Origin of the sequence: Gluconobacter sp. P1D12_c, from assembly GCF_018812105.1 — a bacterium.
Taxonomy (GTDB): Bacteria; Pseudomonadota; Alphaproteobacteria; order Acetobacterales; family Acetobacteraceae; genus Gluconobacter; species Gluconobacter oxydans_A.
Map to the genome: position 1 here is coordinate 1 of NZ_JACSIQ010000019.1, position 20,025 is coordinate 20,025.

General features: G+C 57.1%; 18 protein-coding genes and 2 pseudogenes. 5 read left to right on the forward strand and 15 right to left on the reverse strand.

Annotation, left to right across the window (positions count from 1 at the left end; genetic code table 11):
• On the forward strand, nt 1-286 hold a 286-nt coding region (locus KP705_RS14075; protein WP_215764686.1), incomplete at its 5' end, for a cation transporter.
• A 269-nt stretch (nt 287-555) separates the two neighbouring features.
• On the opposite strand, the gene KP705_RS14080 is transcribed toward KP705_RS14075, so the two are convergent.
• Nucleotides 556-1,950 (reverse strand): hypothetical protein, encoded by a 1,395-nt coding sequence (locus tag KP705_RS14080; RefSeq protein WP_215764687.1) that lies wholly within the window; start codon nt 1,948-1,950, stop codon nt 556-558.
• A gap of 185 nt (nt 1,951-2,135) precedes the next feature.
• On the opposite strand from KP705_RS14080, the gene KP705_RS14085 reads away from it, so the two are divergent.
• Together KP705_RS14085 and KP705_RS14090 are read left to right on the forward strand one after the other, a co-directional pair.
• A complete protein-coding gene (locus KP705_RS14085) occupies nt 2,136-2,483 on the forward strand; it encodes a hypothetical protein (protein WP_215764688.1) in 348 nt (115 codons plus the stop codon).
• 338 nt (nt 2,484-2,821) lie between these two features.
• Nucleotides 2,822-3,961 (forward strand): PIN domain-containing protein, encoded by a 1,140-nt coding sequence (locus KP705_RS14090; protein ID WP_215764689.1) that lies wholly within the window; start codon nt 2,822-2,824, stop codon nt 3,959-3,961.
• Between the two features lie 400 nt (nt 3,962-4,361).
• Here KP705_RS14090 and KP705_RS20170 read toward each other — a convergent pair.
• Nucleotides 4,362-4,478: pseudogene (locus KP705_RS20170) on the reverse strand (SOS response-associated peptidase); the annotation flags it as partial.
• Nucleotides 4,479-4,502: 24 nt separating this feature from the next.
• Here KP705_RS20170 and KP705_RS20175 point away from each other — a divergent pair.
• A pseudogene (locus tag KP705_RS20175) lies at nt 4,503-4,747 on the forward strand (transposase); the annotation flags it as partial.
• Between the two features lie 75 nt (nt 4,748-4,822).
• Here KP705_RS20175 and KP705_RS14095 read toward each other — a convergent pair.
• The 12 genes from KP705_RS14095 to KP705_RS14150 form a co-directional block, all read right to left on the reverse strand.
• Complete coding sequence (locus KP705_RS14095; protein ID WP_215764690.1) at nt 4,823-7,231, reverse strand: TonB-dependent receptor; 2,409 nt, start codon at nt 7,229-7,231, stop codon at nt 4,823-4,825.
• 78 nt (nt 7,232-7,309) lie between these two features.
• Nucleotides 7,310-8,764, reverse strand: coding sequence for an aldehyde dehydrogenase (locus KP705_RS14100; protein ID WP_215764692.1), 1,455 nt, complete (start codon nt 8,762-8,764; stop codon nt 7,310-7,312).
• A gap of 28 nt (nt 8,765-8,792) precedes the next feature.
• Complete coding sequence (locus tag KP705_RS14105) at nt 8,793-9,563, reverse strand: sugar isomerase domain-containing protein (RefSeq protein ID WP_215764693.1); 771 nt, start codon at nt 9,561-9,563, stop codon at nt 8,793-8,795.
• Nucleotides 9,563-10,333, reverse strand: a complete 771-nt coding sequence (locus KP705_RS14110) for a nucleoside phosphorylase (protein ID WP_215764694.1) — start codon at nt 10,331-10,333, stop codon at nt 9,563-9,565. The genes KP705_RS14105 and KP705_RS14110 overlap by 1 nt, the downstream gene beginning before the upstream one ends.
• On the reverse strand, nt 10,334-11,215 hold the full coding sequence (locus KP705_RS14115) for a carbohydrate kinase family protein (protein ID WP_215764695.1): 882 nt from the start codon (nt 11,213-11,215) through the stop codon (nt 10,334-10,336). It abuts the gene before it with no gap.
• Nucleotides 11,212-11,772, reverse strand: coding sequence for a cysteine hydrolase family protein (locus KP705_RS14120; protein ID WP_215764696.1), 561 nt, complete (start codon nt 11,770-11,772; stop codon nt 11,212-11,214). The genes KP705_RS14115 and KP705_RS14120 overlap by 4 nt, the downstream gene beginning before the upstream one ends.
• The gene (locus KP705_RS14125; protein ID WP_215764698.1) at nt 11,769-12,635 is read right to left on the reverse strand and encodes an ABC transporter permease; all 867 of its coding nucleotides are present in this window, start codon (nt 12,633-12,635) and stop codon (nt 11,769-11,771) included. Before KP705_RS14125 ends, KP705_RS14120 begins: the two co-directional genes overlap by 4 nt.
• Nucleotides 12,632-13,663: an ABC transporter permease gene (locus KP705_RS14130; RefSeq protein ID WP_215764699.1), complete on the reverse strand. Its 1,032-nt coding sequence runs from the start codon at nt 13,661-13,663 to the stop codon at nt 12,632-12,634. Before KP705_RS14130 ends, KP705_RS14125 begins: the two co-directional genes overlap by 4 nt.
• Nucleotides 13,660-15,135, reverse strand: coding sequence for an ABC transporter ATP-binding protein (locus tag KP705_RS14135; RefSeq protein WP_215764701.1), 1,476 nt, complete (start codon nt 15,133-15,135; stop codon nt 13,660-13,662). The genes KP705_RS14130 and KP705_RS14135 overlap by 4 nt, the downstream gene beginning before the upstream one ends.
• Nucleotides 15,132-16,190, reverse strand: coding sequence for a BMP family protein (locus KP705_RS14140; protein ID WP_215764702.1), 1,059 nt, complete (start codon nt 16,188-16,190; stop codon nt 15,132-15,134). Before KP705_RS14140 ends, KP705_RS14135 begins: the two co-directional genes overlap by 4 nt.
• A complete protein-coding gene (locus tag KP705_RS14145; RefSeq protein WP_215764703.1) occupies nt 16,087-16,923 on the reverse strand; it encodes a GntR family transcriptional regulator in 837 nt (278 codons plus the stop codon). Before KP705_RS14145 ends, KP705_RS14140 begins: the two co-directional genes overlap by 104 nt.
• An 859-nt stretch (nt 16,924-17,782) precedes the next feature.
• Nucleotides 17,783-18,646: an SDR family oxidoreductase gene (locus tag KP705_RS14150; protein ID WP_215764704.1), complete on the reverse strand. Its 864-nt coding sequence runs from the start codon at nt 18,644-18,646 to the stop codon at nt 17,783-17,785.
• Nucleotides 18,647-18,751: 105 nt separating this feature from the next.
• Here KP705_RS14150 and KP705_RS14155 point away from each other — a divergent pair, with 105 nt between their 5' ends.
• Entirely contained in the window at nt 18,752-19,642 is an 891-nt protein-coding gene (locus tag KP705_RS14155) for a LysR family transcriptional regulator (RefSeq protein WP_215764706.1), read from the forward strand.
• Between the two features lie 121 nt (nt 19,643-19,763).
• Here KP705_RS14155 and KP705_RS14160 read toward each other — a convergent pair.
• A partial coding sequence (locus KP705_RS14160; RefSeq protein ID WP_215764707.1) for an integrase core domain-containing protein occupies nt 19,764-20,025 on the reverse strand: 262 nt, incomplete at its 5' end.

Here is a 20,025-nt window from a genome sequence, read left to right on the forward strand (position 1 = left end):
TCTGGCGCTGGCCGCGAACCTTGCCTCGGTGTTTCTGCTCCTGCCCTACAAGGATGGCGACGCCAACGTGCGCTCGGTGTGGCTCTGCTCTCGCAACGATGCGATCGGCAACCTGATCGTCATGGGTGCGGCGTTCGGCGTCTGGAGCACCACCAGCGCATGGCCCGACCTTGCGGTGGCCGCGATCATGGCTGGCATCTTCCTGTCATCAGCGGTGCAGATCCTGCGGCAGGCATGGGGAGAATATCGAACCGACGAGACTGGCACGAAGGCAGCCGCCGCATAGGGTGAGGGTCATGCGCCTATGTCCGCTTCCCGGTAACGCAAAGCGGGCCAGCCACGTCGTAGAAGTAAGCGGAAGCTGCTATTCGCAGCGTTCAAGTTCATGACGGCTTCCGGCCAGATCACGATGTTCACTAACCTACGCATGAACGGCTGCTCCCGCCAGAACTCGCCATTCTCATTTGATTGCGTGGTCCAGCAGCATTGCGCCCCACTCTCGGTCGTCCGTCGACAACATTCGCCACTTCAAAAGCTGCCGTGGGTCAAGGTGCGCTAGTCTTCGTCCTCCTCATCCCAGTCTATCTCGTCGTGTTCCGTGGCCCTCAGCAACCGGGCAAGTTTCTCTTTGGTGGGGTAATCTTGCTTCAGCTCAAGCGTCTGTAAGTCCACCAGTTCTCCCGGCTCGATAGCAACAATCTGCTTGTCGATCTTGAAAGTCTCAGTGTGTTCGCCCCTTAAATTCTTGGCGGTAAGCGTCACGGTAATTTCCAGCGGCTCGTTGCTCGAGGTAGGCGCGACAACTCCTTCGAAATAGTAATCCTGACCGCTGTGAAAATCCTCGCAGCTCGCCTTCGTCTCGCGACTTCTGCGCGCACGCAGCGTCGTCTCAAATTCGTGTCGGCCCACGCGCGGCTGGATCATATTTTCAAAATGCCTATGGCTGGTGAGCAAGCTATGATAATCAGGCCTTGGCACGGGGGCGGCGGGTCCACTGGTGGATACGGCCACCACTCGACGATTGATCCAGCCGTCGTTTGTCTTGATTGACACAACAAGGTGATCGGCCCGTATGTCGCCGGCATTGGTGACGCGCACCGTGAGGAGTCTTTGATTGAAAAGCAACTCAAGCTTCTCGCTGAATTTCGTCACGAACAAGGGCACTTTACGTGTTATGAAAGCGCTATATTTCTCATCGTAGGAGCTATCTCGGTGGATGCTGAAACGGGAGCTCATGCCGTAGAGGTCCATGCTGCCGTTCGACTTCTTAGGATTCTGCTTCTTGATAAGCGCGATGATGGCGTCGGCCTGCTCGGCATCCAATGCCGCAACTTGGTAGATTGTCGGCGGAGAGATGTCGGACACCTCGATTGAAATCTTGAAAGTTGGCTCGTCCTTCTTGTATTGGGCGACCTGCTGTTTGAGCCGCTGGATTTCCTTGTCTTTGGGACTGGGTTCAGGACCACGCAGCCAATTGTCGGACGCTTGATGAACTGGCAAGTCGCGACCGCGCGCATAAGCTAGTGGCTTGATGTCGTGGCTGATAAGAATGCGGTTTTGCGAGGTCACATTGCGCACGTTGAGCGCTTCAGCGACAATCCTGCTGTCACCGTCATCGGGGTCGAGCTCGTCATAGTCATTCCACGGGATACGCGAGCAAGTCGCCATCTGAAGTTCGACGCGTGGGTCGGCCTCACGAAGAACAATTGGCTCACCGTTGATGACAGACGGGGCAATCAGCCGATTGAACGCCCTTGCATGCGGCCCCAAACGTCCGTCGCGCTTCTTGGCGTCAATCTCTTCCATCGCCTTCGGGACGATCAGGGCACGGATCAGTCCCGCTGTTGCGATCTCTGTCCAAGGTAGCTCGGTAACTGGCTTGCCTTCGAGCACAATATTGGCGTCGAGGAAGGCGATCAATTCGTCGGTGGACTTAGGCAGGAGGGTCATTGCCTATATATCGCCTGACGCGCTGTTTCGAACAAGCTATACCCATGCTCATCTTGTGGAACTGGGGCTAATTGACAGTACCTTGGCCGTCAGGATGCGCTTCACGCAGGCGTAGCGTGTATGAGCTTACGCCGTTAATATGTCGGTAGCTAAAGCAGGCTTGTCCAAACAGTATGCGGCTTTATGTGACCCAACCGACCGTCTGCATCGTGGAGAGCCTGCACTTCCTGGAGGAGCAGACGCACCGCGAGGGTGAGATTATCAGCCGGACGTTGCAACTCTCGAGAAAGCCTACCGCCTATGTATATATCAGGACGGTGGACGAACTCAGGGCAGTCGCGCAGGAATTTGGGAACTCCGACCACCGTTACCTCCATCTCTCGTTCCACGGCCTGGTCAACAAGAATGACAAAATGGTCGGGCTCGGACTTCCCGTGGGTGAGATCCTCAACGAAGGCGCGCTCGCGCCAGCTTCTGTCGTTCTGCGATATCACTCAGGCGCACACCGAATGTCTCCTCCAGACCTGAGTTGACGTTTCGCTCGTGGCTTCTGAACAGCAGGGAAGTCCCAAACTCGGTCTATCGCTATTCGCCTAGCAATGTCGGCTTTCAGGAAGCTCTTCTAAACGCCTGTATGTCCGCTATGAGGCGAAAGCAGCCTGTCTGCTTGTCACGCGCTAAGCGGACCTGCAGGTTCCGCCTACATACCTGTCATGACCGGGTAGTAAAGATATTCCCAAAAGCGGAACTTAAGCAGGATGTGCGATTCAAGATAACGGAAAAATTTTTAATTCTTCCGGTAAATTTCGGAAGCATTAGACTTTTCAAATACTGAACCGCAAGTTATTTTAAAAGTGTTATACATTGCAATATGGATATCTATATGCCGATACTTAGTGATGAAGAGTTGGATAAGGCTATAGGGGCTGACGAAATCAGCGCAATCACACTTGATACGAGTATAATTGACAAGTTAGGTCGCAACTTTAGCCACCCGATGCTACGTAACTTAAGGCAGTTCGAAAGGATCGGTGTTGACGTTATCTTCTCAGATGTCGTGGTGCGCGAAGTCCAATCACATATTAAGCGCGATGCTGCCCAAAGTCTTAGCGAGGTAAAAAAAGCATTACTCCAGCACCGAAAAGCTTGGCAACTACACGAAACTGTCGAGCAACTCGGTGAAACGGCGAAATTGTCTGGGGACGCAAGTGAGATTGCACGGAGTAGGTGGAACAAGTTCATTACCGACATAAAAGGTCGTGAATTGGAGGCTGCTGCCACACTTCCATTACGCGCACTACTGGATGCTTACTTCTATACACAACCACCATTCGAAAAGGAGGGTAAAAAGAAAGCCGAGTTTCCTGATGCTATTGCGCTGCTATCTCTCGAAGAGTGGGCACGAAGAAAAAACACAAAAATTTTGGCAGTCGGAGCTGACGGTGGATGGAAAGCATTCGCAGAGGAATCAGATTATATTATTGTTCTAGACGATATCGCAAAACTATTTGGTCATTACAATCGGTCTGATAATTTCGCTGCGCAGCGCATTAATAATTTAATCGAACAAGATAAAATTCCTGAACTGGCAGATAAAATTAAGAATATTGTCGTAGAGCACTTTGACGATTCTTCTATACAAGTGGAAGCAGATAGCTACGTTGAATTTGAGAGCGAGTTCATAGGCGTGGACGTCATTAAAGTGGAATTTATGCCTGGTTTCCAAGTAATTGCATCCGACAATAATTCGATTGATATCGCGTTGGAGTTCCATTGCCAAATCCGGTTCAACGCTGATTTCAGTTGGCTTATATGGGATGGGGTTGACCGAGAATATATATTAATGGGATCGGACATCATCTCAAGGCGAGAAGATAATGCGTTCGTGGAGATTGTGGGAAGATTTTCGCGGGAATTCGACGATACTCCAGAAATTTTTCATTTGGAGGGCTCTGTGTTTCCAGATATTCCCGAATTCGGCACAGTCGAGCCAAATCGAGAATATGAATGATAGGTGAAGTCACTATCCATCCATTCCGGGCGATCTTCTGACCAGTAATCTCCTACGTATGACCGCTTTCCATTCATTTTTCGCCATGTCGGAGTGTCCGTTGTCCCCCGATTGTGTTGAAAAAGTCCCACTGGCGTTTGCACACAACATTTAGGTTCGATGTCATAACGTATAGAGTGCTGTAATCATGGAGAATTTTCATTCCCAATTGCATACAAAATCCTGGGCAGACACCTCAACCTGACTTTTTCAACACAATCGGGGGAAAGTAGACCGTCGGCTCTCGAAGGGAATAATCAGATAGCCGACATATGCATGAACGATGCCAAGGAGAGAAATGACTGCGATTGAATCGTACACGGATATTATTTAGGAGGTAATAAAGCTACCATTTCCTGAAACTGGCCTCGGTGGTCAGAAATCCGAACGGGTCATCCGTCGTTTCTCCGTCCGCCAGTTTCCGCACCGAGGTCCATCGGCACCAAATCCCGGCAAAGAAAGCCAGCGACTCTCCATTTCTTCAGGCAAATCATACCGGAACGGATGTCCGCTCGACTTCTTCATGACAGCAGGTCAGATCAGTGATTATACCGGTCCACGGCCCTTCTGGACAGTCTCCATCAGTCGAATGGATGCTGGCAGACCGAGGCTATGACGCTGACTGGTTCAGGGAGGCCCTGGAGGAGAAAGGGATCAAACCCTGTATTCCTGGTCGATCCTGGTCGAAAATCTCGCCGAAAACCGATCAAATACGACAGGCGGAAATACAAAAGACGCAGGCGCCTTTAAGCAGGTATTTGTTAGCTTCTCTCTTGTTCGACCATATGGGAAAAGCAGAGAAGCTAACAATATACTGTAAATTCAGAACGATGTTTGAACGGAACCCATTATCGCGAAGCCAGAACCAACAAAATAAGATGGAGAGGAACCTGCGATTGTGGATCCGAACACACCCCGAGAAGATTTCGCATTCAGGCCCGGATACGCTACGCCGGAAAGGTATTTTGTATTTCCGACATTGATGAAATTCAGACGGAATTCCGGAGCCTTCGCAATCCAGATCTTCTTGAGCCGGACGCCAAGTGCAATGTCGCCCGTAACGTAGGACGGTATTTTCTCGTCATTCATGAAGGTTGAATACTGGCTGGAGACAAACTTCATGCCGCCATTAGCAAAGAACATCCCATCATCATAGGAGAACCCGGCCGCTACCTGCCAGTGGGGACTGCGGACTGCGGTTTTCCCCGCCGTCTTGAGGTAATCGGTACCTGACGCGATGTTGTTGTCGGTCTTGGCATTCAGATATTCCAGGGACGCATAGGGGCTGACGTGATAATAGGGGCGTGTCCCGATTTCCGCGTCAAACCCGCGGGAGGTCTGGCCACCTGCGTTCATATAGGAACTCACAAGGCTTCCGTTCTCGTTCAGAACCGTTGAAATCTGTCTATTTGTAAAATTGTAGTTGAAGAAGGTAATCGAAGCGATGATATCTTTCTGATATCGATATCCGATTTCCTCCTGAATGGAGTACTCGTCCTTGAGTTTGGTATTGGACAGGTTTGTTATCGCTCCTGTTGCAATGCTGTAACTATTATAAAGATTGCTGGTCGCGGGAGGACGGAAGTTACCGCTCGCGGAAATGAAGATCTGATTGTATTCGTTTGGCTTGTAGCTCATGGAAAACTGCGGAAGAGGTTCGGACATGTTCTGTCCGACATGCCCCTGAGGACCGGGCAGATAGTTGTTGCCCAAGCGGGAGACCATCATTTCCTTGAAGCCCGCGTTGATCGTCAGCTTGTTGTTCAGCAGTGAAAAACTGTCGCCGATATAGATACCGTTTATCTGGGTGCGCGTGTAGTTGTCGCCGGCCAGAAGAAGCTGCCCGTTCGGATAACGGATGCTGTATCCTCCCGTATGGCTTGCAGCTTCACCAACCGAGTTCAGGGTTGCGAATGGTTGCTGCACGGCGTTGGTCTGGTAATTATACCAGTATCCGAGCGTGAGTTTGTGGCGTCCGATCTTGTATTGCAGCGTACTGTTTACGCCGCCCGTGTATTCCTGCTCCAGATACTGTGCAATGCCGTTGACCTGACCGTTACTGTCGGCGCCCGCAAGGTTCAGGCTTTCCGGATGATACTGCGTTCCGATGTAGTTTCCGGACTGGTTGATCATCGTACCGCCCGGGTAGTAGCCACTTCCCCAGTAATAATAGGGCGTAACACTCAGAGTCAGGTTTTGGGTGAGGCTGAAATGAGAGGGGGCGCTGATCATGACATCGTTCCAGCCGCCGATGAACGACTTCCAGTAATTTGTCTGGCCGCTTTGGAATGTGCCTGCGTAATTCGCTGAATATCCGAGTTTGTTCCACTGGGCGAGGGACGGCTCCATGTAATACGCAACATCGCGGCTGTTATAGGAGCCAAACAGGGACACGCTGTTGTCGCCCCATTCTTTCTTTATCTTGAAATCGACGTGACGCCGATGATTCCAGCCGGGCCCATGAGAGTTCTGGCTGGACGCGCCCGAGAACGACACGAACGCTGCAACGCCGCTATTGGCGATTTCACCCGTATCCACGCGGATGAAATCCCGGTTCGTCGTAAATGTTCCGTATGCGCCATCTGCGAAGACGCCAAATTTTTTGGAGGGGTCACGGATCCCTACAGTCATGACACCACCCGCAGAAGTATAGACCGGGTCTGTCAGTCCAGCTGAACCCTGGGCGATCGAGATTGACTTGATATTCTCGGAATCAGCCCATTCCGATGCATCCTGAATATAGATACCGCTATCGTTAAGCGGGATGCCTTCCATGACATATCCGATTTCATCCTGCCCGAGGCCACGGATCGAAATCGTTGACTGATCGGAAAGGCCTATCGGATCCGACCCTCCGATATTGACGCCAGGCAGCATCTTTACGAGCTGCACGGCGCTTGTCCCGGGAGACTGTTTCTGGATGAAGTCCGATGAGACGGTGCTGATCGATCTTGCTTCGGTTTCACGCCGGATCAGCCCCGCTCCAAGCCCCGGACCCGTCACTCCGTTCGTGGCAGTCGTGCTATCCGCCGTCACGGTGATCTGCTCGGGCGTGGTTTTGGCGAGGGCCTGCGCCTTCGCCGGGCGGCTGTGAGGAGGGAGGCCTGGGGATGCCTTGGTGGCGTGGGGCGTATTCTGCGCCGTCTTGCCGCTCAGCTGGGGCTTTGCCTCAGCCGCCGTCAGGGGGATCAGGGCACAGACTGGGAGAAAAAACAGGATTGTGGGACGCATTTTCGGATCTCCTCGGAATAAAAACATTACGTAACCGGAACAAATACAAGGAGTTAAAGGAAATTTCTTCCCTTGGTACTAGAAGATGGTACGCGGCCGGACCTTCATCCGAACGTGACGGCTCTCCCGGTAGGTTTCCAGGCCTTCGACGCCCAGTTCCCGCCCGAACCCACTCATTTTCCAGCCTCCGAACGGAGCCTGAAGCTCACTGACATCGTTCACGTTGATGCCGATGCCTCCGGCTTCGATCTGGTCCGCCAGAGCCCAGGCACGATCCAGATCCTGCCCATAAACATAGGCCGCCAGACCGAACGGCAGCATATTGGCCAGCTTCAGGGCTTCCCCATCGGTCTCGAAAGACCGAACGGCAGCGACGGGGCCGAAACTTTCCTGTGTCATGGCCAGCGCATCCACCGGGACGTCATCAAGAACAGCCGGGCTGTAGAAGAAGCCGTTGCCGTATTCCAAACCCGTCAGGTTATGGCCGCCGCACAGTAGACGCGCGCCGAGATGCACGGCATCATCGACATGTTTCTGGGTTCGCACACGCACACTGTCGTTCATCGCGGGACCATAAACCGCACCACTCTCCATCCCGGGGCGTGGAGCGATGCCGCTGGTAATGCTGACAAGGGCATCCATGAAGCGGTCGTGAACCTTGTGCGAGACAAAGATACGGTTCACGGCAATGCAGATCTGCCCCATGTTGGAGAAACTGCGCCGTGCGGCGGCGGCGGCGGCTTCCTCGATATTTGCGTCGTCCAGCACAATGAAGGGGCATTGCCCGCCCAGTTCCAGCGCCACGCGTTTGAGATTGCCCGCGGCTGCCCGCATGATCGCCTGGCCCGCGGGCACGGACGCCGTGGCGGAGATCAGGGAGATCCGGGGGTGTGCCGCCAGCGCCGCCCCGATGGTCGGTCCGTCACCGGGAATATCGTTCAGCACACCGGGGGGAAGACCGGCATCCACCAGACAGTCAATCACTGCTGCGATTGCCAGCGGCGTTTCCGGCGGTGGCTTGACGACCATGGTGCAGCCGGCCGCCAGTGCAGGCGCGATTTTCCACGCATACAGATCGACCGGATAATTCCAGGGTACGATCGCGGCCACGACGCCTACCGGAGCACCTGTCACGATGCAGCGGATATCGGGGCGGATCGAGGGGCGCAGCGTGCCACCCATCCGGCGTCCCTCTTCGGCGTAGTACCGAAGGACCTCGGCCCCGAATAGGATTTCCTTTCTGGAATCCGGCAGAGGCTTTCCCTGTTCACGGGTGAGCAGACCCGCGATGTGATCGACGCGCTCGTCGATCAGGCTGGCGGCGCGATGCAGAATGACGCCTCGGGTGTCCGGCATCATCCCGGCCCAGACCGGAAAGGCCCTGTGGGCTGCCTGCACGGCCTTTTCCAGGTCGGACATGGTCGCGATGGCGGTTGCGCCAGTGATTTCGTTTGTCGCGGGGTCGATGACGTTGTGGTAGCCGCCCTCAAGGGGAGGGACCCACATGCCATCGATGAAAAGCTCTCGTTTCATGGTTTTCTTCCGATCAGGAGTACGACAGTCAGCTTCGTGCCCGCAGGCGTCTCCACAGTTCGGCGTAGTTGCGGTCGTTCTGGCGCGTGGCCTCTTCCTTGTGCTCGGTGTTTGGATTGATCATCACGAACGGCTCGACCCCGCGTGACACGAGCTCTTCTGCGGTCGCGGAGACGAGCGCATGGGCGATGGCGATGGTGATGCTGGTCGAACTCGCCCCCACCGGCGCCTTCAGGCCATCGATCCTGAGGGAGGCGTCAGATTTCGGCACGCCCGTGTCGATCACGACATCGGCCACTTCAAACAGGCGCTGGCCGCTAGAGTGGCGCGACTTCGTGTTGGAAGAATGGGGAAGGGACGTGACGCCGATGACCTTCATCCCTTTTGCCTTGGCTTCCAGAGCCATATCGAGGATGACAGCATTGATGCCGGAATGGGAAAACAGGACCAGTGTGTCGGCCGGATCGAGATGGTGCGCATCCAGGATGGCCTTGCCGTAACCTTCCACGGCATGGATGAAGCGATACTGGCGGGCGCCCTGGTCTCCGAGGACCCGATGGAAAGAAATCATGCTGCTCTCAACGATCGGGCGAAAACCCGAGATCGTGCCCGTTCTGGGAAAAGTCTCGATCGCCGGCAGGGCACCGTGGCCCGTTCCGAATGTGAAGACGAGTTTGTCCGCCGCAATACTGTCCGCGCAGAGCTTCGCAGCCTCGTGAATGGCAGTGTTTTGTGTATCGCGGACATGTCCGAGGCGGGCGATCAGCAGATCGAAGTACTGTTCAACGATGTCGGCCATTATCGTGTTTCCTGCAAAGTGGAAGAATAGAGGGATTCTATTGCGATTTCGAAAAGGTCTTTTTCGGCGATAGCCATTTCTTCGGTGTCGAGTTTCTTCTGGGTCATGGGATCGACGGTTGCGACGCACAGGCTTGATGTGCGTGCGCCCAGCATGCGACCTGCGACCAGCAGGGCGGATGTCTCCATATCCGCGCCAATCAGTCCGAATTTCTCGATGTCGCTCAGAAGCGCGTCACGCACGCCACCCCGCGAACCGGGCAGGTCAAACATCTGGGAATAAAAGCCGTCGTAACTGGCGAACATGCCGGTTCCGAACGGGCGTTCCTGCTGGGCGAGATGCTTCAGGATGATCGCGTTCAGCTCCGGATCGGAGACAGCAGGGTAGCCGGGTGGCGCATAGCTGTCCGACGTTCCTTCCCGCCGCAGGGCAGAGTCCGCGAGAACGAAATCCCCCAGAGACCGGCCGCCTGCCGCCATCGCGGTGCCGATCCTCAGGAAGGAGCGCACACCGAGCGCCCGCAACTCTTCCATGACGACAACGGCGATCGGGGCGCCCATGCCGAATGCGCTGGCGGTAATGCGGCAACCGTTGCGCGTGCCGGAGATGGTCTGAAGGCCACGGTTGACCGGGATACGTTCGACATCGTCCAGATGCAGCGCAATCCGGTCGATCCGCCCGGGATCCCCGATCAGGATGGCGACATCGGCCACCTGGCTTTCTTTCGCTCCGATATACCAGGCGCGTTTTTCTTCCGGTGTTTTCGTCATCTATTCCTTTTCCTCGCTATTCTGTCTCTGGCTGAGAAGGTGATAGGCATCCTGCATGCCCTGTCTCAGCGCGGTTTCCGGGGATCCGGCGTCGCGGATGAGGCAGGAAAGCGTTCCCGCAGCGAGGGTGTCCCCGGCTCCGCACGGGTCCAGCACGGGCAGCGTCGCAGGAGGCTGCAGCAGCGTTCGTTCGCCCCGGATCTCCAAGGAGGAGCCGCGCCGGCCATAAGTTTCGACCAGGATCAGATCCGGTTTTGCCTGCGTACCGGCCAGCGCGTCGCGAATGGTGCTTCCTTCGGTTTCACTGCAGAAAATGATGTCGGCGCGCTGCACGATCCGCTCCAGAAGATGGGGCGGCAGGGCGTGCGCATCTTTCTTGGCAACCCACGCGACTTTCGCATCGCTCCGGCAGTTTTCCAGAGCGGCGAGCGTGGCATCCGCGGGGGCAATCGTGAGAACGAGCCAGTCGGCCTGCGCAATCAGGTCCCGGTATCCGGCCTCCAGCGAAGGGCGCGTGTCGCCTGCCGCGGGGAGGGGATCGTAGAGGCAGATAGCCTCGCCCGAAGGCTCGTAGACCATCAGCGTGACAGGCGTCCGCCCTCCGGGAATAACCCGGATGCCCGCCGTGGACGCCCCGATCTCTTTCATGGCGGAGAGATAATATTCTCCGCTGAGATCATTCCCGATCCAGGTGACCGGCACCGTCTGGCAGCCGCCGGCCTGTTCAAGTATCCGGGCGATGAACCACGGCGCACCGCCCATCCTGTTCCACGCGTCTTTTCGGCGCTCCGTGATCCGTGTCGTCTGGCCGGGCACTGCCGGTCCGTCCAAGGCGATAACGTGATCGAGGCTCGCATAGCCGAGAATGACAACGTTTTTCATGCCAGGAGCTCCAGCCCCTCTGACAGCGGTACAACCTGGCCGAAATAACGCCAGATATCCTCCAGGGACGCCTCTTCCAGATGGGGTCTGTTGGAATTGGTTGCTTCCCGGACAACAACGGGTTCAAAGCCACCCGCAAACGCATCCTGAACCGTAGCGCGGATGCAGCAGTTGGTTTTGACGCCTACAATGACCAGACGGGAAACATTCTGTTCTCGTAACATAAGGGCCAGGTCCGTGGCATAGAAAGCGCTGTAACGGCGTTTATGCACGACCGGCTCACCGGGGCGGGGACCGAAACCTTCCACGAAGTTAATGGTGTCGTCGCCCTCGATGTGATGAACCGGAAGCTTGGCCCATTCGAAATCGTAGATGCCTTCCCGATGACGTTCCGCCGTATGAACGACAAGCGTGCCGGATGCGCGGGCCTTGTCGAGAAGCTGGCGGATTGGTTCGAGGACCTGATCGGCCTGCGTGTAGTAGTTCGGATCGCCGGGGCGAAAGAACGAATTGATGACGTCCACCAGAAGGAGGGCGGTTACAGGACGGGATGTCACGACAGGGTACCTCCGTGTCTGTGTCTGGTCCGGAGGGTTTGCAGAATCATCAGGACAAGCACAGAAATGTAGGGAAATGCCTGCGCCAGAGAGACCGGGATGTTCAGGACCTGGGCACGGGTCGCCAGCTCTTCGAGGGCAGTCAGGAAAAGGCATGTCAGTGCGGTCGGAAAAGGGCGGTTCCGGCCGATGTAAAACGCGGCAAGTGCCACATAACCCCGGCCGGACGAGATATCGTCGCTGAAGGCCCCGACGATCCCGAGGCTCAGATCCGCGCCCGCCAGACCGCAGAGCGCTCCGGCCACGACGGTCGAGAACAGCAGCATCCGGGGCGCCGAAATCCCGACGGTCCGGGCCATGGCGGGTGCGCTCCCCGCTGCTGACAGGTGCAGTCCAAGCCGTGTCCGGTCGAGGAACCAGGTCATGACCAGAACCAGAGCCCAGGCGAGCAGTGTCAGGATGTCGACGGAGCCGAGCAGTGGCAGTGAAAACGCCGGAAGTTTTGGGCATGATGCCAGCAGCAGAAGCCCCGAAACACCAAAGGCGGTTTTGACCAGCAGCCGGCACAGGGCATGGGAGAACAGGTTGAAGCCCAGCCCTGTGACGATCGGGTTCGCGCCCAGTCCGGTGATGACGCTCCCCATCAGGACGCAGCCGCAAGCTCCGGCCAGCGCCCCTGCGGCCGTGCCGAGGAGCGCGGAATGCGTTGCCGCCCCCGTGACTTCCGCGGCCATCGCTCCGACGAGGATAAAAGCGTCCAGACCGACATTCACCAGCCCGGCCGTCCGGCAGAATGCTCCACCCAGCGAGGTCAGCAGGAGAGGCGTCGTCTGCAGCAGGCAGCCCTGAAGAAACGCGTTCATCGGGCGCAGCCTTTCCGCCAGTCGCGGAGGCGGCGGCCAAAGCCCGTAAAGCGTACCGAGGCGAAAATGATGAACGAGGCCTCGATCAGACGTGTCACTTCCTCGGGGACATCGCTGATGAGCTGGATACCGATCCCGGAGACAACCAGCATGGCCAGCAGAAGGGAGGCAAGAAAGATACCCGGAGCCCGGTTATCGCCAAGAATGGCGACGGTCAGCCCCAGAAAACCGTATTCCGCAGAAAAGCCTGTCACATACTGATGGACTGTTCCCAGAGCATGGACCGCCCCTGCCAGACCGCCGATCCCGCCGCTCAGCAGCATGGCGGAGACAAGGATCCGCCGGACCCCGAAACCGGTTGCGCGTGCGAAACGCCTGTTCCACCCGACGATGCGGGTTTCATATCCAAGCGTTCCTCTGCTGCACCATGCCGCGTAAAGCGCAACGCAGATGATGGAAATGATGAAAGACAGGTTGAGGCCGGGAAAGCCGACATCTGGCAGATGGGTCACTGCCGGGATCATCGCCGTGGCCGAATTGGCCGATCCGGGCGCGAGGAAAAAGCGCTCGACCAGCCATGCCCCCAGATCCAGGGCCACGAAGTTGACCATGAGCGTGGTAACGACATCGTCGAGATTGCGGAAAATCACCAACCACGCGGGAACCAGCATCCAGAGCGACCCCGCGACACTCCCCGCGAGAAGTGGAAACAAGATGGCAAGAGGAGCGGGGAGTGTGCTGCAATGTCCGGCAGTGACTGCAGCGGCGAGGCCGCCAAGGACGAAGCATCCTTCCAGTCCTACGTTGAAAACGCCGCTGCGGAAGCAGATGCCGGTCGCAAGACCAAGCAGGACCAGAGGGGCCGCGCTGCTGCATGTCTGGGCGATTGCGGCCGGGCTGCCCAGCGCGGACCTGAAGATAAGGATCAGGCTTTCGAACGGGTTGAAACCGCACAGGCCGATGACGACCATCGCGGCAAGGAGAGCTCCTGCGATCGGGCCGATATGGGAGGAAAGACGCCCCTTCATGCGGCAAGCTCCGTCGCGGACATGAGAATGCCGTCGTGCAGTGTCATACGGCGCGTGGAAAGTGTCTGGAGCTCCGCTTCTTCTTCCGAAATCAGAATGACTGCCCCTCCGTCTTCCGCAAATTTCACAAGCAGGCTGTGAATGACGTGGATACCGGCCAGATCCACACCACGGGTCGGCTGCGCGACGAGAAGGACGCAGGGACCGGCATCGAGCTCGCGGGCCATGGCCAGACGCTGCTGATTCCCGCCAGACAGATGCCCCGCCGCCAGAAGATCATCCGACCGGCGCACCCCGAAACGGTCGAGCAGGGCATGGACATGCGCGCTGATGGATGCCGGCCGCAGCATCTGCCAGCGGGAGAAAGGCATCACGTTGTGACGTCCGGCAATGGCGTTGTCCTGCAGGGAAGCCTGCAGGCACAGGCTCTCAGTCGCCCGGTCCGCGCTCAGATAGCCCAGTCCCACGGTGCGTCTGGTATGGGGCGTGCTACGTTCGATCGGCTGGTTTTTCAGGAGGATGCGGCCACTCTCCTGTAGACGCAGTCCGGCAAGACATTCGAGAAGCTCCAGCTGTCCTGCATCAGGGAGGCCCCCGATCCCCAGGATTTCCCCTTCGCACAGTCTGAGGGACGCATCCCTGACCCGCATCACGCCACGGGGATCGCGAATGGACAGGGCATTGACTTCAAGCACCGGACTGCCGATTTTTTTGCAGGGACGGGGTGCGGGGCGCGGAGCCTCGCCTGTCATGTGCCGGATCAGGAGATCATGCGTGGCGCCTTCCCGGGGAAGGGTCGCGACATGGCGCCCTTCGCGCAGGATGCTCATGCGGTCGGATACGGCGAGAACTTCATCGAGTTTATGGCTGATGAAAATGAGCGTGTGCCCCCTGTCGCGCAGGCTGCACATCAGCGACAGCAGGTTTTGAACCTGCTCGCGCGGCAGGACCGCGCTGGGCTCGTCAAGGATGAGGATGTCGCTACCCCGGTACAGCCCGCGGAGGATCTCCACGATCTGGCGGACATGCAGCGGGGCATCCCCGGCCTGCAGGGACCAGTCGATCGAGACACCGGCCAGCGCTGCCAGATGGTCTGCGTCCTGCAGGGCTTTTTGACGGTCAATCTGCCCCCAGCGCCCCCGCGGTTCCGCGCCCAGGATCAGATTGTCCAGAAGAGTGAGCTGCGGAATGATCGAAAACTCCTGCTGGACCATTCCGACGCCATGGCGGAATGCATCCTGCGGGGAACTGAGCGAAACGGAAACGCCATCGAACAGGATTTCGCCGCTGTCAGGCTGCTCCAGCCCCTGAAGCATCTTCATGAGCGTTGTCTTGCCCGCCCCGTTGCCTCCGAGAAAGGCGTGGATGCTTCCGCGTTCGATCTCCAGCGAGATGCCGTCATTCGCCCGGTGTGAGCCGAAGACGCGCGTGATGTTGCGCAATGTGATGCGGGGTTGAGAAAGTCCGGTCATCGCATGAAATCCGGATAGCCCTGGGTGACAACGTTCCAGACATGCACACGTCCGGAAACGATATCCTCACGGGCCGTTATGACACTCTGAAGGACAGTGGAAGGAATGAGATCGCGGGTATAATGCATCTCCGTCAGCCCGATCCCGTCTTCGCCCAGCCCCATATGCACCACGGAGCCACCCGCCAGCCTGCCATGCGCGTAATCGGTGACGACGCGCTCAAGCGCGACTTCGGTGTGTTTGAGCATGCTGGTCAGGACATGGCCGGGCGCAAGCCCGTCTTCATCCTGATCCACCCCGATGGCATACAGGCCGCTCTGTGCCGCAGCATGGATGACACCTACGCCGGTTGTTCCGGCCACGGCGTAAATGATCCCGACGCCGCCGTCATACATGACATGGGCCATCTCCAGCCCCTTGGCTGGGTCGCTGAAAGTGTTGGCATAGGAAATTCGGACGGGAAGTTCTGGATCGACGCTATGAGCGCCCTGCACGAAGCCCGCGATGAACTTGTCGATGCCAACGGAACGGGTGCCTCCAATGACCCCCAGTTCCTGATGATGCTCCAGTCCCGGGAGATGAGCCTGTCTGACGACACCCGCAGCCAGAACGCCCGCCAGAAAAGATCCCTGCTGTTCCTCGAACAGTACTGAAGTGACGTTGGAGCCACTCGCGACCTGATTGAGAATGACAAAATGACATTCCGGAAAATCCCGGGCCACGTCCTGAAGAATGCCGCTATGGGAATATTCAAGGTCCACGACCAGTCCTGCGCCAGACGATGCGGCCTGGCGCAGAATGGTGCCACCCTCGGCGACGACCGAGGACGTTTCCACCACCCGCCCCGTCAGTCCGGTCTGGGCAAGTCCTTGCGTAAAGCCGCGATGCCCCAGATCGTTGTAAGACTGATCGCCCAGACCGCCCTGACCAATGATCAGAACGGCGCTGTGCTTATTTCCCGGATGGGCGGCGGCGTCTCGCGGTAGGCTTGCGCTGCCTGTCAAAGTCAAGGCCAGGGCCACCTGAAGAGCCCGTATCGTTCGTGGTTTCAGCATCAGACGAACCTTTTTTCTGAAGGTTATTGTTACGCTGAAGATTTGTTTCGTAATAATAACGACGTGCGTCGTAGATAGCCTCGACCATGTCCAGAAGCTGTCCGGCTTCATTAAAAGACTGTCGATAAATGACGATCACGACGGCACCAGCCGGGAGAGAGAGAAGACCTCTCTCATCTTCGGTCGCCAGCCGTGCGTTCAGCCGCTCCTTGGCGCTCACAACAGGAGAGTTTTTCTCCGCCAGAAAGCCATAGAATGAAAAGTCGGAACGTCTGGATATTTCTTCTGTCAGTCCGGTCTGTTTGACGACAGTCAGTGGAACAACAGAATTGTGGCGTGCCACAGGAACACCGTCCACATAACGCAGACGATCCATGATGACCGACGGTTCGTCGATCTCGAACGGCGGCATACCACGGCCTGGCCACATATCGAACGATAAAAGCTGGTGAGAGGCGGCGTGACCCGCGGCCGTGACAGCCTCGGTAAAGCTGGTGAGAAGGCCGGGCTGCTTGCGCAGGGGCGCACTGGCCACGAAAGTTCCGCTGCCCTGTCTCCTCACGACCAGCCCTTCGGCCACAAGCTCTTCGATGGCTTTGGACACCGTAAAGCGGCTGACACCCCACCTGGCCGCCAGAACGGGTTCACTGGTGAGGCGCTCACCCGGGCTGCTGACCGAAATCTGTTCTCTGAGACGGTCAGCCATCTGGCGGTACAAAGGAGGGGGTGTCATCAAAAATCCTGCAACCTGTTCAGTTGTCTGGACAACTGAACATGCTCATGCTGGATTCGCAACGAGATTCTCGGCCACCTCGCAATTTTCTTTGATTTCTTCGGATGCCTAGGCCGCATTGAATTTAGGCTCGGGACCCAATGATTTGAGTTGAGAAATCTGATTCAGGCTCTGTGAAGAGACTGAAGATGCGATCCAGATCGCTCATGACTCTCCTTATGATCTGTGTCAGGGGAAGGAAGGATTGGAACTAGAAAGAGGCCGGGATTAACCGGGACGATCTGGGATTTGGCGGGACAAGAGACGGCGGAAGACCGCCAGAGATCGACAGGCGGTCGGTGTTTTGGTGCGCGATCGTCCGGCGCTCTGTTGGTTCTCACCGATGATGATTGCACGACGATGCGAGAGGCCTTTGGCCGATGCTCGGCACTACTCCACAGCCAGCCCGGCGAGATTAACCCGCGTATTCCCGCGCCGAGTGTCATCCAAACGGAAATCGAAACGTTGGAGAGGTGGATCGCTAATATCCGAGTCCGGCAGGAAAAGGTCGCATGACGAAATTCCAGCGCTTCAAGCCGATACCTGCCGGAGGACGTCCCTTTCAAACGCAAACGACATCAGTTCGCTGTGCCGGCGGACTGTCCGCTCTGGGGGAATAAGATTGGCAGACTGAATGACTGACATGAAGGCGGAAGCGGACCTGCTGTTTCCACCTTTGTAGCAGGCCTCGCAGTTGAGAACATCTCTTACGGTTAGCTGACCTGACCGCGTGACAACACAGGCGCTCACCTGTCTGTCTCCAACGGGGCGCAATAAGGCGCCACCGCTGGACAGATGAAACCTCGTTACCTCATCAGGATCAGCCAGCAAGTCCCACCACGTAATCACGGTAAGTGCGCAGCGGGCGGTCCAACAGCTTCGTCAGACGTTCGACGTCGCCTGCCTCGGGAATCATACCGTCGCTGACATAACGCTCGGCCATCAGGCGCATCTCATAGGCCATCCATTTCGGCATGAGCGTTCCCATGTTCGTCTCAAACCCGCTCGGCTCGTCGCCGCCATAGGCGATTGGACGGCCCAGCACTTCAGTCCAGATTGCGGCAAGGTCAGCGCCCGTCAGCGTATCGGGACCGACGATGTTGATGATCTCAATCGGTAATTTACCCGGCGCGGTGTCGCGACGGATCAGTTCGATCGCGGCGACTTCTGCGATGTCGCGCGCGTCCACCATGGCGACACCCTTTGCACCGATCGGCATCGGGTAGATGCCATGGTTTAGGATCACGTCCCTGATCATGACCTCGTTGTCGATGAAGTAGGTCGGACGCAGGATCGTAGCGCTGAACCCCATGGCTTCGAGTATCCGCTCGGCGCCGTACTTCACCGCGAAGTGCGGGACGTTGACGGCACGGTCGGCATCGAACACTGACAGGTAGACGACCCGCTCCACTCCAGATTCACGGGCGACGTTCAGCGTGATAAGCGCCTGAGTGAATTCGTCGCCTGTCACCGCGTTCAATAAGAACAGCGTGCGCACCCCAATGAAGGCGCTGCGCAGTGCGTCAAGATCAAGAAGGTCGCCCTTCACCACCTCGACATTTCCATTGATATTGGCCTTGGCTGGATCTCGGGTCAGAACGCGAACGTTGGCGCCGCGCTTGGTGAGTTGCTCGACGACGTTGCGGCCGACGCGGCCGGTGGCACCGGTGACAAGAATGGTCATTGATTTGCTCTCCTGGTTAAGCCTTCTGGCTGAGACCAAGATCAGCGATCCACATCCGCGCCAATAGTCGGTATATTTAAACAGTCTGTCTCATGGGGGGAACACATGGATCTTCTGGCGCTCGCTGACTTCACTCTTGTTGCCAAACACCGTGGGTTCGGCCGCGCCTCCCGCGCCGCCGGTCGCCCCAAGGCCACGCTGTCCCGTCGCGTCACGGAATTGGAAGAGGCCTTGAACCTGCGCCTGTTTGAACGCGGCGGTCGCATGATCAAACTCACTGATGAGGGGCGCAGGCTGTTCGAGAGAGCGCATGCCCTGCTCAGTGAACTCGATGACACGGCGAAGATGATCGCGTCAGGCAGTGAGACGCCACGGGGTCGCCTGCGCATCAGCGCCCCCCTTCTGTTCTCGCAAATAGCGATGGGCAAACTTGCGGCGGAGTTCGCCTTGAAATACCCGGAGGTTCAACTGGAGGTGACGACTGATGATCGAGAGGTCGATATGATCGAAGAGGGCTATGACCTCGTGATCCGGGTTAATCCCAAGGTCGACGCTGGCCTGATTGGCCGCGTCTTCCTACGCGACCGGCTCGTTGTGGTGGCGAGCCCCCAACTTGACAGGCCCTTGGACGGTCAGAGTGTTCGCGCTGTTCTGCGTGGTTCGGGTGACGAGAAGAGATGGACGGTGGAAAGCGGTGGCGCGCAATCGCACATCGCCTTCGACCCGATCCTTCGGCTCTCCTCGACTATGATGGTCCGGGATGCGGTAATGACCGGCGTCGGTGCCGCGGTGCTTCCCTATTCCTTGGTCTGCCGCGATTTGGCAGCCAGAAGACTTGTCTCCTGGGGGGATGTCGATCTGCCGCCGACGGCGCTATGGACGCTCTATCCATCACGACGATTGCTCAGCGTTCGCGTATCGTCGTTTTTAGATCTTTTGCGGCAAACCTTTCCAAAGGGCACACCGGAAGAACTGGCTGCCTTCATACCCATCTGATGTTCGGTCCTGATCTTCTAAGGGGGTTGATCGTGTCTGAGTTGAACGGCTCCAGGATTAGAGAAAATGTCTGCCTCTTAAGTTTTGAGGTCGAAAATCCGACAGGTAGTCACACAACCGGCTAGCTGTTTAGTCCCAGGGTTTGATGGGTTGGATTGATGATGAATCTTTCTGGCTCTGAAGTCCATATTTTGCAGACATATTCGTAAGGTGTGAGGCCACTAAGGGTCTTGGGCCTTCGCCCGAAATTATAGGCTGCCATGAAGTCGTTGAGGTGTGTCCTTAATTGCTCATGACTGTCGTAATGGAAGCGTTTGACGGTTGCTTCCTTGATTGTCYGGTTCATCCGCTCAACCTGACCGTTCGTCCAGGGATGATTGGGT